General features: G+C 59.1%; 13 protein-coding genes and 1 pseudogene. 2 read left to right on the plus strand and 12 right to left on the minus strand.

Going from position 1 to position 16,805, the window contains the following annotated elements:
• Positions 1-297 precede the first annotated feature (297 nt).
• The 10 genes and pseudogenes from istB to AC07X9_RS12830 all read right to left on the minus strand — a co-directional run bounded on the left by istB (position 298) and on the right by AC07X9_RS12830 (position 11,309).
• On the minus strand, positions 298-1,032 hold the full coding sequence (gene istB, locus AC07X9_RS12785) for an IS21-like element helper ATPase IstB (RefSeq protein ID WP_026002321.1): 735 nt from the start codon (positions 1,030-1,032) through the stop codon (positions 298-300).
• Positions 965-2,530: an IS21 family transposase gene (gene istA, locus AC07X9_RS12790; protein ID WP_017182771.1), complete on the minus strand. Its 1,566-nt coding sequence runs from the start codon at positions 2,528-2,530 to the stop codon at positions 965-967. The genes istB and istA overlap by 68 nt, the downstream gene beginning before the upstream one ends.
• 425 nt (positions 2,531-2,955) lie before the next feature.
• Positions 2,956-3,999, minus strand: coding sequence for an IS110-like element ISShsp1 family transposase (locus AC07X9_RS12795; RefSeq protein WP_026150064.1), 1,044 nt, complete (start codon positions 3,997-3,999; stop codon positions 2,956-2,958).
• A gap of 58 nt (positions 4,000-4,057) precedes the next feature.
• Positions 4,058-5,593: pseudogene (gene tnpC / locus AC07X9_RS12800) on the minus strand (IS66 family transposase); the annotation flags it as partial.
• A gap of 54 nt (positions 5,594-5,647) precedes the next feature.
• A complete protein-coding gene (gene tnpB / locus AC07X9_RS12805; RefSeq protein WP_017183759.1) occupies positions 5,648-5,995 on the minus strand; it encodes an IS66 family insertion sequence element accessory protein TnpB in 348 nt (115 codons plus the stop codon).
• A complete protein-coding gene (gene tnpA / locus AC07X9_RS12810) occupies positions 5,992-6,375 on the minus strand; it encodes an IS66-like element accessory protein TnpA (protein WP_026002509.1) in 384 nt (127 codons plus the stop codon). Before tnpA (AC07X9_RS12810) ends, tnpB (AC07X9_RS12805) begins: the two co-directional genes overlap by 4 nt.
• A gap of 166 nt (positions 6,376-6,541) precedes the next feature.
• Positions 6,542-6,892: an IS66 family insertion sequence element accessory protein TnpB gene (gene tnpB, locus AC07X9_RS12815; protein ID WP_017183761.1), complete on the minus strand. Its 351-nt coding sequence runs from the start codon at positions 6,890-6,892 to the stop codon at positions 6,542-6,544.
• Positions 6,889-7,242, minus strand: coding sequence for an IS66-like element accessory protein TnpA (tnpA, locus tag AC07X9_RS12820; protein ID WP_017183762.1), 354 nt, complete (start codon positions 7,240-7,242; stop codon positions 6,889-6,891). The genes tnpB (AC07X9_RS12815) and tnpA (AC07X9_RS12820) overlap by 4 nt, the downstream gene beginning before the upstream one ends.
• A 482-nt stretch (positions 7,243-7,724) precedes the next feature.
• A complete protein-coding gene (locus AC07X9_RS12825) occupies positions 7,725-10,010 on the minus strand; it encodes a TonB-dependent receptor (protein WP_017183763.1) in 2,286 nt (761 codons plus the stop codon).
• 933 nt (positions 10,011-10,943) lie between these two features.
• Positions 10,944-11,309, minus strand: coding sequence for an EF-hand domain-containing protein (locus AC07X9_RS12830; protein WP_017183764.1), 366 nt, complete (start codon positions 11,307-11,309; stop codon positions 10,944-10,946).
• Positions 11,310-11,592: 283 nt separating this feature from the next.
• On the opposite strand from AC07X9_RS12830, the gene AC07X9_RS12835 reads away from it, so the two are divergent.
• Both AC07X9_RS12835 and AC07X9_RS12840 read left to right on the plus strand, forming a co-directional pair.
• On the plus strand, positions 11,593-12,051 hold the full coding sequence (locus AC07X9_RS12835; RefSeq protein ID WP_017183765.1) for a nicotine dehydrogenase subunit S: 459 nt from the start codon (positions 11,593-11,595) through the stop codon (positions 12,049-12,051).
• Between the two features lie 40 nt (positions 12,052-12,091).
• Positions 12,092-14,338, plus strand: coding sequence for a nicotine dehydrogenase subunit L (locus AC07X9_RS12840; RefSeq protein ID WP_100215233.1), 2,247 nt, complete (start codon positions 12,092-12,094; stop codon positions 14,336-14,338).
• Positions 14,339-14,692: 354 nt separating this feature from the next.
• Here AC07X9_RS12840 and AC07X9_RS12845 read toward each other — a convergent pair whose 3' ends face one another.
• A complete protein-coding gene (locus tag AC07X9_RS12845) occupies positions 14,693-15,634 on the minus strand; it encodes an alpha/beta fold hydrolase (RefSeq protein ID WP_017183767.1) in 942 nt (313 codons plus the stop codon).
• 5 nt (positions 15,635-15,639) lie between these two features.
• Complete coding sequence (gene ndpD, locus AC07X9_RS12850; RefSeq protein ID WP_025547122.1) at positions 15,640-16,803, minus strand: 6-hydroxy-3-succinoylpyridine 3-monooxygenase NdpD; 1,164 nt, start codon at positions 16,801-16,803, stop codon at positions 15,640-15,642.
• Positions 16,804-16,805 lie beyond the last annotated feature (2 nt).

A 16,805-nucleotide genomic window follows, 5' to 3' on the forward strand; every position in this document is an offset into this window, starting at 1 on the left:
TTGCCGCGAATCCCCTAAATTCCCTACTCGCCAGAAAAATCACCAGTGTCACTTTACCGGCGGGGTAAAGTGACACTGGTGACACAGCGTACTAGGAAGAGCGCTGCAGCGATGCAAAAAGTAAGCGTGGGCTGGAGGCCGCAGATCAGTGTCAATCGGCCCCGGATATTCACCCCGGATAAGCGCCCAACACTGACCCCCTGATAGTACGCAGGATCGTCGGCATGGGGGTGAGGCGGCGGAGGGCGTAGCCCGGAGCCGGCTCACCCCCATGCCGATGGCGTTTATTTTGGGCTATCAGGCAGCTGCGCGGTTCTTGAAGCGCCAACTCTCGTTGCCGGTTTCGATGATGTCGCAATGGTGCGTCAGCCGATCGAGCAGCGCGGTTGTCATTTTGGCATCGCTGAACACCAAGGGCCATTCGCCGAACGCGAGGTTGGTGGTCACCATGATCGAGGTCTGCTCGTAGAGCCGGCTGACCAGGTGGAACAGCAACTGGCCGCCAGACAGCGCGAACGGCAGATAGCCCAGCTCGTCGAGGATCACCAGGTCGAGCCGGGACAGATGATCGGCAATGCGCCCCGCCTTTCCTGCGCGGGTTTCAGCTTCGAGCCGGTTCACCAGGTCAATGGTGTTATAATATCTGACCCTCGCGCCGATGCGTACGCACGAGCGTCCGATCGCAATGGCAAGGTGGGTTTTTCCGGTCCCGGTTCCTCCTACCAACACGGCATTGCGCTGGTTGGCCAGGAAAGCGCCGGTGGCCAGATCGCGAACCAGCCCCTCGTTGATCGGCGTTTCGGCAAAGTCGAACGCCGTAATTTCCTTGGCCAGCGGCAGCTTGGCGATCGTCATCTGATATTTGATCGAGCGCGCCTGCTTCTCATCGATCTCGGCCTTCAGCAGATCGCCGACCACGCGGCTTGGGCCATGTTGTCGCTTTACCGCATCGGCGATCACCTCATCATAGGCGTGCCGCATGCCCGCGAGCTTGAGCGTCCCCATCATCTCCAGGATCTCGTGGCGTTCCATAGAACCTCCTCAGGCTATCGTAACGGGCGCAGTCGGCGACGGGCTCGTGATGGAGCCGGAGCGCCTCGGGCGTAGCGATGGTCAGCGGCGCCGATGGCTGGCGCTGACGGGTCAGGATATTGAGCACAACGTCGCGGCTGACGGTGCCGCCGATCAGCGCCTCGGCGCAGGCGGCTTCCACGGCATCGAGCCCATCGCTCAGGACCGCCGTCAGGATGCCGACCATCTGGCGGTCGCCATCAGCATGGCCGGCAAGGCGGCGTCGTACCCGCTCGATTGCCGGCGGAAGCGACCAGTCCTTGAAGGGCGCGCCGTTGCGCAGCGCGCCGGGCTTTCTCGCCAGCACAGGGACGTAATGCCAGGGATCATAGATCGTCAGCTCACGGCCGAACCGGCGGACATGCTCGCCGACTATCTCGCCTTCCTGCCGGATGACGATACGGTCGGCATAGGCATGGATATCTACCGGCCGCCCCGCCGCTGACGCATGCACCGAGTATTTGTTATAGTCGAACCGCACCAGCAGCGTCTTCGATACCGACGCGGGCAGAGCGTGGAAGCCGTCGAAGGGCCCGCGATAGGCGATCAGGGCGGGACGATCCGCGGTCTCGAACACCTCCCACACCGTCCGGTCCTTCAACTCGGGATGTGCGGCATGCTTCGACCGCGCGACGCAGCGATCCTCAAGCCATGCGTTCATCTCGGCGTAGCTCTTGAAGCGCAGCCGGGGCGTGAAGAAGCGTTCACGCACCAGGCCGACCTGATTCTCGACCTGGCCCTTCTCCCAGCCTGACGCCGGCGTGCAGGCAACAGGCTCGACCAGATAATGCCCGCACATCTGTTGAAAGCGGCGGTTATACTGGCGCTCGCGACCGGCAAAGATCGCATCGACCGCCGTCTTCATGTTGTCGTAAATGCCGCGCTGGCAGGCGCCACCGAAGAAGGCGAACGCCTTGTCATGCGCATCGAAGACCATCTCCTGGCTTTCCCGCGGATAGGCGCGCACGTAGAACATCCGACTATGACAAAGCCGCATGTGCGCGACCTTCACCGTGGTCGTCGCCCCGGCAATGACGACGATCTCATGGCTCCAGTCGAACTGGTAGGCCTCGCCGGGCGCGAAGCTCAGCGGCACATAGGCCGCCGCCGTCACCGCTGAGCGCTCACGATGCCAGTTTGCCGCGTACCGTCGGACCGCGTCATAGCCGCCACGATAGCCAAGACCCTGCAGCTCCTCGAACAGCCTGACCATCGTCAGCCGCTCGCGCCGTGTCTTCCGGTCGTTCGCCTCCAGAAGCCTGTTCAGATCCGAGGCCCAGGGCCCCAACTTCGGCAAGGGCTGCACGCTGCGTTCGTATGTGAAAGCCGTCTCGCCCGAGCGCAGCACCTTGCGAACCGTGTTCCGCGAAACGCCAAGGTCCCGCACGATCTCCTTGATCGACTTGCCCTTGACGAAAAACTCGCGCCGGATGCGCGCTACCGTCTCCACGATCAGCATCTCCCACCCGCTCCCGCAGCAAAGTGCGAGAGCGTGAACCGCAATCGTTCAGTAAGCGTGGGCTGGAGGCCGCAGATCAGGCGGCTTCTGCGATCGGCTGCTGATCTGGCCGCCAGTTCCATATGTGGACGGCTCCCTCTTGCATATGTGGACGGCTCCCTCTTGCAAGGGCTGAACGGAAAATTTGATCGGATCGCTTGCTTCCATATGTCCGGCCTTTCGGTGCGGTCGCACGTGACCGCTGGCCAAGATGGTTTCCGCGGTGTGTGTTCCCAACAAGGCAGCGGCCTGTGATGGCCATTGGAACTGACGGAGTGTCACACGCCTCGGATCGATCGATCGCACCATCTGCTCTCTTCATGCAAGATCACGGATCAGCTCAGTACGATAGCATTGATATTTTGCTCATCGTCCCTGGCTAATTCTTATGCTGCTACCGCAGTTAGCGCGGGCGGCGCGACGCACTGGTATCGCTCGCCGCTCACCATGAGTTTCCACGCGACACGTGCGGCTTTGTTAGCAACGGCAACCGCAACGAGCTTAGGCGATTTTCGTGCAATCAAGCCGATAAGCCACGGTGTTAGATTCCTGCCTCGCCCATTGCGGGCGTGCTGAACGACTGCGGTGGCTCCGACCACGAGCGTGCTTCTGAGAAGCTCATCACCAGCGCGAGTGATAACGCCGTGTCTTGTCTTGCCGGCGGTCGAGTGATCTTTGGGGGTCAGGCCCATCCATGCCGCAAAATCCCGACCGGATTTGAATAGATGCGGATCGGGCGTTTTCATCATGAGCAAGGTCGCGCCGATAGGCCCAACGCCGGGAATTTTGGCCAGTCGCTGACTACATTCGTCGTTGCGATGCCATTCCATCAGCTTCGCGTCGATCCGTTCGATCTCGCACTGGAGCTGCGCATATTCCTTTCCCTGCAGCGCAAAAAGTTCGCGCGCCAATTCGGGTATCGTTTCATCTTCCGCGATGCACTCGAGAAGCGGTACGACGCGACATGCACCCGTCGCCGCGGTGATGCCGAACTCCGCGCCATACCCTCGTATAGCGTTGACGAGCTGGGTGCGCTTCTGAATAAGCCTTTCGCGCACCCCGACCAACATGAGCGCGGCCTGTTGTTCTGCAGTCTTTACCGGAACGAAGCGCATTGTTGGGCGGCTCACCGCTTCGCAGAGAGCTTCGGCATCCGCAGCGTCGTTCTTGCCGCGCTTGACGTAGGGCTTCGCTAATTGCGGCGCGATCAACCTTACATCATGCCCGAGCGATCCGAGAAGACGAGCCCAATGATGTGAACTGCCGCATGCCTCGATAGCGACGAGGGTGGGTGGCAGCTTTTCGAAAAACCGAATCATCTCTCGGCGCGTCAACTTCTTGCGCAGCACTGGCTTCTCCGCTGCATCGACGCCATGCAGTTGAAAAACGTTCTTTGACGTATCCATGCCTATGCGGGTAATTTGCTCCACGGGCGGCTCCCTTGATTGAGTCTTGCAACGCACTCACTCTGGCACATTGCGATGCCGTTGGGAGCCGTCCACCCCAACAAGGCATGAGCTCATCCCAGCGAGTAGCGGGCCAGTCGCCAGCGATCTTGGCGATGACATCTGCGATATAGGCCTGCGGTTCGAGGCCATTGAGCTTTGCGGTTTCGATGACGGAGTAGATGGCGGCGGCGCGATCGCCGCCCGCCTTTGAGCCAGCGAACAGCCAGTTTTTACGGCCCAGGGCCACGCACCGCATGGCGCGCTCCGCGATGTTGTTATCAATTTCCAGGCGGCCATCGTCGAGAAAGCGGGTGAGCGCCCCCCAGCGCTTGCGGCCATAGGCGATCGCCTTGGCCATCTCGGACTTGGGCGAGAGACGGCGCAGGGCATCGTCGAGTGTCTGGCGCAATTCGTCGATCAATGGCTGGGTGCGGTCCTGCCGGGTTCGTCGCCGGATCTTGGGTTGTTGGCCTCGAACCTCTGCTTCGATCTCATAGAGCTGGCCGATGCGTTCCAGCAGATCAGTGGTAAGCGGCGTCGGCTTGGTGGCGTGGATGTCGAATATCTTGCGCCGGAAATGCGCCCAGCAGGCGACCTCGGTGACACGGTTGGTGTCGTAGAGCTTGTCGTATCCCGCATAGCCATCGGCCTGCAGGTAGCCGCTGAAGCTGGCCAACTGCCGCTGGGGATGGGCACCTGTGCGATCGGTGGTGAACTCATACCAGACCAGCGAGGGGGTCGTGGCGCCGGAGCCGCGATCATCGACGGCGTAAGCCCAAAGCCTGCCGGTGGCCGTTTTGCCGCGGCCCGGATCAAGCATGGGAACCGGTGTATCGTCGGTATGGATCTTCGAGGCGGTCAGGCCGACCTCCCGAATGCGACTGACGATCGGATCGAGCAGCACGGATGCCTGCCCGACCCAGCCTGCCAGCGTTGAGCGATCGATCTCGATGCCCTGCGCCGCCATGATCTCGGCCTGACGGTAGAGCGGCAGATGATGGTCGAACTTGGAAACAACGACATGGGCCAGCGTGCCAAAGGTCGCTTTGCCCCGGGCAATGGCTTTTACCGGCGCGGGCGCCTGCACGATCTTCTCGCAAGCCCTGCAGCTATACTTGGGCCGGATGGTCCGAACGACGCGCCACTGGACTGGCACCGCATCGAGGACCTCGTCACTATCCTGCCCCAGAGGCCGCAACACGCCGCCGCAGTCGGGACAGGCGCAGTTGCCCTGCTCAGGCTCGATCCGCTGTTCCTCCCGCGGCAGATGGGCGGGCAGCGCGCGAACAGGCGCTGAGCGAACGCCATCTGCCGGATCGGCCCGACGCGCGGCAGCAACGATGGCCTCTCCTTCAAGCTCTTCGAGAGCCAGCTCAAGCTGCGCGATCTGGGTGTCGAGCTTCTCGGACGACTTGCCGAACTGCATCCGCTTGAGGCGTGCGATCTGCACGCGCAGCGTGTCGATCAGGATGTCGCGAGCAGAAATATCGGCGTGGGCGGCCGCCAAAGCAGCTTCGAGCTCGGCGATCCGAGCGTCTTTGTCAGCGGTGGAAAGGCCTGCGTCCGACACCGCTATCCTATAGCGAAACAGCGGTCGTAATGCTAGGAAAAGCGCCGGAATATGGGCGTTTTATCCCGCGAGTGACGGGGTAAAAGTGCGCGCCGGACGCCGCCAGTCGATGCCTTCCAATAGCATGGAAAGCTGGGCCGCCGTCATCACCACCGACCCCGTCTTGGTCGACGGCCACACGAACCGGCCCCGGTCCATCCGCTTGGAAAACAGGCACATCCCTTGGCCGTCATACCAGAGCAGCTTCACCAGATCGCCGCGCTTCCCCCGAAAGGCGAATAGCGCGCCGGAATGCGGGCTTTGCTCCAGAACCTGCTGCGTCATCACGGCAAGGCCGTCAAAACCCTTGCGCATGTCCGTCGCGCCGCAAGCCAGGAATATCCGCGTTGAGGGCGGCAGCGGGATCATCGCGTCAGGATACCGATCACCCGCGACAGCGCATCGCCATCGACCGTGGCGTCCACGCTCACCCTGATACCCGACGGTAGCTCGATCCCGATCACGCCGCCGCTGCGCGCCGCGACCGTCGGCGCGGGTAAGGCTGGCTGCTCGCTGATCTGCACCTCCGCAAAAACGGGCTCGATCGGCTTGCGCACCCCCGCAAGCTCACCGGACATCGCCTGTCGCCGCCATGTGTAGATCGATCCGCTGCCAACCTCATGGCGTTCACAGGCCGCGCGCACGCAGCCCCCCGGGCCGAATGCATCCCGCAGCACGGCCAGCTTCTGCTCCACCGTCCAGCGCCGCCGGCCCGACACCCTGCTAACGACCTCTATCAGACTACTCATACGACCGCTCGTATGAGTAGTCGCTCCACTGCTCGCTGAATCCTCGATCTCGTCCAACACCCGCAACCCCGCTCAAAGAGCGGCAATCATCCCGGCGAATGGGTGCCGCGCAAGGCGGCCGTCAGACCCCGCTTACATCGTTCAGGGGGTCAACTTTGGACGCCTATCACCCCAGAACCGGGGTCAACATTGCAGGCTTATTCACACGCGGGTTCCTCCAGTCGATGCCGTCAAGCAGGCAAGCGAGTTGAGAGCTCGTGAGCGACACCACGCCGTCCTTCGCCGAGGGCCATACGAACTTGCCCTTCTCGAGCCGCTTTGCGTAGAGCGACATGCCCAGGCCGTCGTGCCAAATGATCTTGACCAGCGAGCCGCTGCGGCCCCGGAAGACCCAGAGATCGCCGGCAAACGGGTCCTTCAGGAAGTGCTGCTGCACCATCGCAGCCAGGCTCTGCATCCCACGCCGCATATCGGTGTGGCCCATCGCGATCCACACTCGCGCCCCGGGCGGGATCATCGCATCGCCTTCAGAGCCGCTACCGCCAGCGCAGCCGGGGCAGTAGCCGAAATGCGCAAGCGCCGGCCGTCGGTCAGCTCCAACACGATCGCGGCTTCAGGCTTCGCCGCCGATGCGCTGCCGACGGAACCTGGGTCATCCTCAATCACCGCCGGAACGAATGCCTCCTGGACTTGGCGCAAGGCTGTCCGGCGCCACAAGTAGATCAAGCCTCGCGAAACGTCGCGCCGGCGTGCGACATCGGCCACACATGCACCGGGCGAGAACGCCTCGTGCAAAATCTCAAGGCGTTCCTCATCCGACCAATCCCGGCGGCGTCGAGCGCCCGTCAGCACCGTTACCTGCGTCATGGCTGTCCTAAAGTACGTCCTATTGCACGACCTAAAGGACGTCCTGAGCACACCGGGCAACTTGAGCAAGCGGGTCAGGCCGGACGGTTACGTCCAATGCAACATCCCAAGTCGATCGGTTCTCCCAATCAAACAATATCGGTACGACGTTGCTCTGCGTGACCGATGAAGGGTTTCTTGATGAGGCCTTGACCGTTGCCCCGCGCTCCGCGAGGCATTCGACTACATAACGCCCGGTCGTTCCTGTCGCTTTGGTAACCAAAACATCGCGCATCCCCAACTTCTGTTTTAGGTTATTATCCTGCAAAGCGGCCGTATAAAAATCCTTTATGATAGTCCAAAATCTATGTCTAAACCTTGAACAATTTATAACGACTTCAGCGAAATGGAGTTTGATTATACTAAATAAAAGACTTCTTTCTCGCTGATTGTTCGTCAGCGAGAAAGAAGTACAAAAAAGTTAAACTGGCATCTTTTGAAAATCAGAAGCGGAAAGTGACATCCGCACTGTAGGTCCGCGGTGTACCACGGATCAGGTAATCCAATCCTGCAAACCGCAAACCCAAGCCGTAGGTAAAATACTTCTCGTTGAAGATGTTCTTTACGCCTGCACCCACTGCAAAACGCTTGGCGTTATAAGCAATGCGACCGTTGGCTACCCAGTAGCCTGGTTGAGACAGCGTTCGGGTCTGAGCGATGTCATAATAGACACGCGAAGTATATGCACCGTCGAGACTGAGGTCGACGGTAGCGTCGTTGATTTCGGCGAGCACGAAATCGCCGCTGAGGTTGAGACTGAACTTTGCGGCATTGGATATCTGATTTCCTGAGACGTCGATGCCGCTCGTACCCGTAACTGTCGCATTGTTCCGGTATTTTGGATCCAACACGCCGACGCCGACGCCAAGCGTCACCCGATCGATCGGCCGCGCGGTAATATCAGCTTCGAACCCGCGAACGCGCGCGGCGCTGATCGAACGGAGCGGAAATAGCCCGCCCGCCTCGGTCACGACAACTTGCTGATTTGCGTAATCGGTCTGGAACACAGTACCGTTGATGGTCAGCGCACGGTCGAGAAGCGTGGACTTAAACCCGGCCTCATAAGTCCGCGCAGTTTCAGGCGGCGCGAACGTGATTTCGGAGGGATCGCTGAAGGCCTGCGCGTTCACGGCGCCGCTGCGATACCCTTCGCGCATTGAAGCGTAAAGCAGGATATTTTGCGTAGGCTTCCAATTTACGCCAACCTCGAAACTCGTATTGTTGAAGGTGCGGCGATCAGAATAATTGCTGATCGATTGAATGGCTACGGGATCTACATTGTCACCGAGGAATGCGTTGAAATTAGAGACAGCGACCTTATCCCGGCTGAAACGGACACCCCCATATGCGGAAAGCGTGTCGGTTACCTCATAGTCAGCACGAAAATAACCGGCATAGCTGTTGCGCTTCTGGTTGAAGCTGTTCGACTGGATAAAGCCGGTTCCAGTGGGCGTGAAGCCGAAGCTACATACGGCACCGCAACCCGGATCCGTCAGGAGCGAATAGTTGAAGCCTGCATTTACCGAGTCATAAGTATAGAGGAGGCCGGCCTGGACGTTTAGGGGGCCATCAAAGGAGGTGGCTAGCCGCAGGTCCTGGACGAACTGCTTCATGTTCTTGCCGAAGGTGACGATCGGATCATCCGCCTCGATGACGAGACCGTCATCATCTCCGGTATCAACCCACCTGCCCCAGTCATAGGTCGTCACGGAGGTGAGCTTCAGGTTGTCGGATGCTTCCCAATTCATGATCAGGTTGAGCCCGTCGCTGCGGATATCACGCTCGGGCGCGCGATTGACGGCAGTTTCGAAGAAACCCAGACCATCGCGGTTAGACCCCGGAAGGTTGGACAGATTGTTACCGGGAAAGATGATTTGGGGATCGTTGAAGTTGATGTTGCCCGCAAACGGCGCGTAATTGCGGCCGCCGCTTCTCATGTGGTTGAAACGGAGCGTCGCCTCGAATCTGTCCGAAGGTTCAAACTGAAGCGCGCCGCGGAAGGCAAAAACATCCGTCTGGTCGAGGTCGCCAAGGCCAGGCGTAACATTCTTGAGAACACCTGTATCGTGCACATAGAGCGCTGCAACGCGCATCGACAGCACATTGTCGATCAAGGGGACCTGCAAAGCCCCTTGCAGTCGAACACGATTGAAGTTGCCGTAGCTGCCCGTCACATATCCTTCGGTGGAAAAGCCCGGTTTTTTCGTGACGATATTGACAGCACCGCCGGTCGCATTCTTGCCGTAGAGCGTGCCCTGCGGGCCACGCAATACCTCGACGCGCTCGACATCGAAAAGAGGCATGGTTTCGAATGTCGACAGGCCGCGGATGCCTTCGTCGATGTAGATCGCGATCGGCTTGCTCTGGTTAGCGGAATAGTCGGTCGAGGAAATGCCGCGGATGACGAAGTTGGGCGGGCCACCTTCACCGAATGGATAGTTGACCTGCGAATTGGGAGACAGCTGAATGAGATCGGAGATCTGCACCGCCTGACGCTTCTCAAGCGCCTCCCCGCCAAAGGCAGAAATGGCGACTGGAACGTCTTGAAGGCGCTGTTCGCGCCGCATCGCCGTAACAACGATATCGCCATTGCCCCTTGCGGAAGCAGCGCTCGGTTCAGGCTGGACCTGATCCTTGGCATAAGCAGTAGCAGAGACTGCCAGCGGCAGCGAAGCAAGCGAAATCGCCAGTGCGGTATGAGCAGAACCGCGGGTGATGCGAGCAATCATATACTTCTCCCTTTCATTATACGTCCTCTGCAGAGCGAGAGTGCATTTCGCCGAAGGCACTTCCCGTTCGCGTCGGCCAAGGTGCCCCCTCAGCACCTGCGAACCGCCACTGCTTCTCCTCGCGCCGAACGAAATTCCGCCTAAGCGGAGTCGACCGAGCAACATGCAGTAATTACGTTGTCGCATAATTAATCGCATTGTCAACGCCCATTAGAGCTGGGCAGGACACGCGCCTCGCAGCAAATGGATCAGCCGACCCCTTCCCGACGATTATCTTTTTATATTCAAATAGATAGCATGTAATCCACGGTTATATTGGAACACTCACAACACCAATTTCACAGCTCTTTCGAAAATCAACAGCCGAATAAATTATCGGCCATGGGAGCGAAATTTCTGCGGCGACGAAGCGCAGCCGCTCATCTTATCCTCGACAATGAAAAATTCGACCAAATCGGACTCGGGTCTGGGTTGCGCAGGCGCCACCAGCTTCACAAGGGGACAAGCAATAACGGCCGAAGATTGTGAAACAGACGTTTCCCAGGCCGACTTTCCAGACAAGACCACGAACAATATGAGATAAGCCTCGTCGCGCACAACACAATCATTGCCGCCCCCATTGCCGACAGTTGCGAATGGATCGATATTGTGGCGATATTATTAAACCAAATTCACGATATCTGCAACTCCTCGCCATGCAGGGGGCAAGCATCGCCCCATTTTTTCGCGTATTTACCGAGCATCGCGGCCGGTAGCGATTTTGTGTTCGACGACGCTGAACGATCGATTTTCGACTTTGTCGAAGCGCCCGCCAAAAAAGTGGCAATGCTACAAAGATGGATGATCACTCTTCCAATGAACGCCTCTCAATGGATATTTTCGTCCTTCACCAAAGTCGGTCAGAAGAATCCATTTTCGAACGCGGCCTTAATATTACTTGGAAGCTGGTGCAGCTCCTATTCGGGCCGCGGCTTTGCCAAACTTCAACTCACGGGCGGAAAGCTTTCCGTCGCGCGTTGCATCAAGGGTCGACGGCGGGAAAGCAGCCAGTTCCCGGAAAGTGATGAAGCCGTTCCGGTTACGGTCCAGCTTTTTGAAGTTGGCTTTCGGCAGGCTCTGCATGCGCCATTCCGCCAACGATATTCGCCTGTCCTGATCTGCGTCCACCTTGGCTAAAAGCTTCCGGGCCTCGATAGGGGACGAAGATGGGGGACCGTTGCCAAACGCAGTTGGGGCGGAAATCGCAAGGAGAAGCGCGCCGACGAGGAGTGAACAGGGCTTCAAAGCTCGAATGATCATGCGCCTGACCTCCTGTCGCTAGACATATCATCAACGTGCGACAAGGCAGATGGAGCCCTCCATTTCACAAGAAAATTCCGGCGGGCGAGGCGCGCGGACAACCGACCCAAAGCACTCCTACGGCATTGCGGTGCGGATCTCCTGAATGGTGTAGGCCCTGCTTGCGTCAGGCGGGCTGCACCAATTCAGCGTGTGGATAATTATATTGACGCCCCGGCCTCCGCGTGCTCAAAAGGATTGCCAATTTACCGCGGTCGGCAGTGTATGCCAGATGGGCAGTATAATGATGAGGATTGAGCTGAAGATTAATGGGTCGACCATGCCCGCCGAGGTCGACGATGATACGCCACTACTCTGGGTGCTCCGTGACACGTTGAAGCTCAAAGGTACGAAATATGGCTGTGGCATCGGCCAGTGCGGCGCCTGCACGGTCATAGTGGACGGCCAGACTGCCCGATCTTGCTCCTTGGCTGCGACGGCCGCGGTCGGGCTCGAAGTAACCACGATTGAGGGGCTTTCGGCCAATGGCGACCAGTTTGTACAGAAAGCTTGGCAGGATATTCGTGTTCCACAGTGCGGATATTGCCAGTCCGGCATGATAATGGCAGCCACCGCACTTCTCGGGAAGAAACTTTTCCCTACGGATGAAGACATCGATCGCGAGATCACGAACATCTGCCGGTGCGGGACCTATGATCGCATACGCGCCGCGATCCACGCGGCCGCGAACGGGCGCACGTGAAGAAGCCATGAATACTGACCGCCGTTCCTTGCTGAAGTCGATCGCCGCCGTTTCGGCAGGTGTGGTTTTTCCCGTCACCATGACTGGTTGCCGGGTCGCCGATCCTAAGCCTTCCGATTCGGTCGAGCTATTCTCTTGGGTTGTAATGATGCCCGACAACACGGTTCGCATCCGCATTCCACAGAGCGACATTGGACAGGGTGTGGTCACAACCCTCTCGCAGGTTCTTGCGGAAGAGCTCGATCTGAAATGGTCATCGATCCGGCCCGAATTCTTCGATCCATTGACGAACCTCAAGCGCAACAATGTGTATGTATATACATGCACGGAGAGCAGTTGGTCAGCTGACCGTCTCTTCAATCCCATGAGAATGGCAGGCGCTCAGATCAGACAAATGCTTTTGACCGCTGCCGCCAGGCGCTCGGGGTTCGACGTAGCGGATTTGAGAACCGAGGAGAGCAGCATCATATTGCCCGGCGGGGGACGGCAAAGCTACGCGGAGGTCGCGTCCGCCGCCTCCCATATTGCGCCGCCGCACCCTTCGCGGGTCAAACTTAAGGACCCTGCTGACTACCGGCTGATCGGAAAGCCGATCAAGCGCCTCGATCTGGTTCCCAAGACGACCGGGAAGCTGGAATATGGCATCGATGTCGATTTGCCGGGCATGTTGTATGCGGTCGTGCAACAATCCCCTGTCTATGGCGGCAAGCTTGTCTCGTTCGACGAACAAGCGATTGCCAAGATGCCGGGCGTTGTCGGGGTCGTCCGGATCGCGGCAGGACCTTGCGGCCTCAACGGTCCGCTTGCCGACGGCGGAGAAGATTACGGGATGGACGATGCCGTTGCCGTCGTCGCGGACAGCTTCTGGAGGGCAAGGAAGGCGCTTCTGGCGCTTCCGATCGAGTGGGATGATGGGGAATTTGCTCACACCAGCAGTGAGTCCATCATGGCGAACCTGGTCAGCCGGGCTGGGCGGCCGCAGCCGGTAGTCCGGGAAGCCGGAGATTTCGCAGGGTCGATCGGCCGTGCTCACCGCGTTATCGAGGCGGATTATTCCTACCCCTTCATGGACGCGATGCCGCTTGAGCCGATCAACTGCACCGCATGGCTGAATTCGGACGGACTCCAGGTTTGGGCGTCCACGCAGTTCGCCCAGGAAGCGCATCGACTCGCCGCGGTTACAGCCGGGCTGCCGCCTGAACGGGTACAGTTTAATCTGCCATATGTCGGGGGGGGCTTCGGACGGCGTTGCCAGAACGAATATGTATCGCAGGCGGTCCAGATCGCGAAGGCCATTCCTGGCAAGCCCATCAAGATGATATGGACCCGCGAAGAGATGATGGCGCGCGGTTATCCGCCACCGATTACCATCTCACGCTTCAAGGCGGGGCTTGATGAGAAGGGGAATGTGATCGCGTGGTTCAATCGCGTGATTAGTGGCACAGCGCCCGATCAAAGCTATGGACCGGCTCGCCTACCGCACTATGTGCCGAACCTTAGGATCGAGTATGCTCGCGTCAAGACGCCTCAGCCGTTCGGCTGGATGCGCGGCGTGGCGTTCACACAGCATGTCTGGATGAACCAGGGATTTCAGGACGAACTGGCGGTCGCCGCTGGACGTGATCCGGTCGACCTTTACATGGACCTGCTGGACGAGGGTTCGGTGCCCACTGACCTGAAAGGCCGCGACGTCGCCATTCGACGCATCCGGCACATGCGCGCCGTGTTGAAGCGGGTCTGCCAAATCGCCGATTGGGAAACGCCTCTCTCGCAGGGCCGCGGCAAAGGCGTTTCGGTCAGCGACTTCAGCTATTGGGATACCTACCACACTGGCACTGCCTCATCGGTTGTGGAGGTTACGCTTGACGGCAAAGGCGGGCTTAGAGTCGATCACGTATATGTGGTGATGAACTGCGGCCGCATCCTCAATCCCGAAGTAGTCCGCGGCCAAGTCGAAGGAAGCATCTTCTGGGCAATCACTACGGCGCTTTACGGCAAAATCACACTCAAGGACGGTCGTGTGGTCCAGCGCAATTTCCAGGATCACAACGTCGCTCGGCTTGCCACTGCCTGTAGAAACATCGTGGTCGAACTTGTCGAGAGCGACGATCATCCTGCCGGCGTTGGAGAGGACGCCGTCCCTATTGTGATGACTGCGATGCTGAACGCAATTTATGATGCTGGTGGGCCGAGGATTCGCTCGCTTCCGCTCAGCGATCATGTGTTGTCATTTAGAAAACAGGACGGCTCAGACGCGTTGCCTGGCAAACCATCAGGCAACCTTTAGATAGGATCGGCCATCAGTAGCGCCGGTTCGGGGCAGCCTCCTCACTGCCAGACAACCCCCGCTTTTGCTTATCCAAAAGCGCGACATGCAGTGATGGCATTATCCCTATTCAACCGTCGATGGCCGCGAATAGTCGGTTACGATGCTTCTTCCGATCAAACCGCCGCGGGGGCGCATCGCGAATTTCGCACGGATGCAGATCACACCCTCGCGGCGACTACGCTCCGATTTATGTCAGTGCAGAGATACTGATCACATCTGGAGCATTTTCGAAGTAGATAGCATCATCTGTTGGCTGGGAAAATGCGGAAAACAAAAAACAAATACAGCTTGAGCCGATCCAGTCTGATCGGATCAAGCTCTAGCTTGAGCCAGCCCACACGAAACATTCGCATCCAACCATCGAATCATCAGATCGGCGATTTCGTCGCTATTGGACTCGGCCATTAGCATATGACCATTTCCAGTTATGCCATGTTCTTCCAAGGCGATGTGTTCAAACACTGGAGTCCGTGCTCGTACGTACTCCGCTGCGCGCCTATTGGCTTCTCTCATCCACGTGGCTTCGCCTGTAACAATGGCGACCGGCTTCGCGAACGGGTCGTGAAGTCCTTGATATGCCTCCGGCGCGAGACCGTTATTGAAGGTTCCAAGCGGATGCACCATGCCCGAGTACCCCAGAGGTTCCGCCGCCAGTACGGCCGCGACCCGCTGCCCGCCAACGGCACTCAGAGCCCATCCGCATGGCCCCCCCATCGAGTGGCTCACTACCACGGTCGGGCCGGTCAGATCGAGCAGTTGTTCGGCGATAGCCTCAACGTGACGCTGGCTCGCACCTAACGAAGTGGCCATCGGTCCTTGGCTTGCCATGAACCGGTCACCGGCCAACGGATCGGAGGGCCAGCGGTTATGCTTGGAGGCACCTTGCCATAAGTCGTGCTTCGCCGGCTCCACGAACCGGGGGTATAGCATTCCGTAGTCTGCCGTGGGCGTTGCCGGGCCAAGCACGTTTTCGTTCCAGGCTGACCTTCCATGCCCCGGCCGATCTAGGACATATGTTGCATAGCCCGCCTGCAGGAACCGATGCACCCATCCGCGCCGACCGTCCGGTGTCCTGACGAAGTCAGCGCCCTGTCCGCCGCCACCATGGACGAAGAGGATAGAAACCGGACGGGGATTTACAGGAATGAACCACTGGACATAGGCGTTGATGCCGGGCCACACCGCGTCCCCGGCATCAACAGGCGGCGATGTCAGGAAGACACCGCCAAAGTCTGCCATTTCAAAGGTGCGCATGTTGCTCAGAAATGCGTTTCCATCTGCGTCGTGAAGCTCATTTCCCGCTCAACTAGCCGCGGATCTGCGGCCACGGCGCGGAGGAAAGCTATGCGGTCCTCCTTCTCCTGTCCTTCCTTCAGGTGATAGAGGTTGCGCAGATTGAACGACGCGCGGGGCGACGTAACCTCGGCGAACACCCGACGACGATCGCGCTCGTAAAATTCGAGTATTTCCTCCCCTGCCCCGTCATGGATGACCCGGTTCAAAGCGCCGATCAGGGCGAAAGCATCGAACATGCCGCCAGTCAGGCCAAGCCCGCCTGTGGGGTTGGTGATATGGCCAGCGTCACCGACAAGCAGGATCCGCCCCACACGCATCCGATCGGCTATGCGCTGGTGCATGCGGTAGGGCGAGTAGGCGAGCACCTCATAGGGCAGGTCGGGCAGGTGATCAGCGAACATCGTGTGGATGCGCTCTTCCAGCCCCTCGAAAGGTAGCTCGGGGTCTTCGACAAAGGTTACCCGCCAGACGTCTGGCTGCTCGATCTTGCAGATAATGGAGCCGTGCTTCTGATCGAGCTGCATGACGGACTCAGGATAGTTCAGCGCCGACAGGTTGATTCTCGTGTTCGTCGCCACATAGCGCTCGGGCCAGGTTGTCCCCAGAAACTGGAGCCCCAGTACATTCTGGCGTACCGTGCTGTTCGCGCCATCCGCCCCTATGAGATAGTCGCCTTCCAGCACTGCCGATCCATTGGGTCCCTCGACCTCCGCGATCACGCCGCCCGCAGTTTGGCAGCACCCGGTCAGCTTAGTTCGCAGCAATATCTCCACATTCGGCTGCGCCGAGACATGCCGTGCAATGATCTTGGACAACAACCCTTGGTGCAGATGAAGCGCATTCCCCCCCATCCCCTCAGGCGTCCATTTCCACTCAATAAGTTCGCCCGTGCTGTGGATACGCCAGCCGAAGGTCTGGCGCAGGAAACCCTCCGCTTCACAGTCCTGCAACAGTCCAAGCCGGTCGAGATGGGGCAGAACGGGATAGTGATAGACCAGCGCACGCGGCTTATCGTTGAACTGCTCCTCCGCCTCGATAATCGTGACACGCGTGCCTTCCTTCGCGAGTCCGAAAGCGGTTAGCAGGCCAATGGGCCCGGCTCCAACGACGATTACATGTTGAGCCATTG

This window comes from Sphingobium sp. GW456-12-10-14-TSB1 (genome assembly GCF_059424385.1).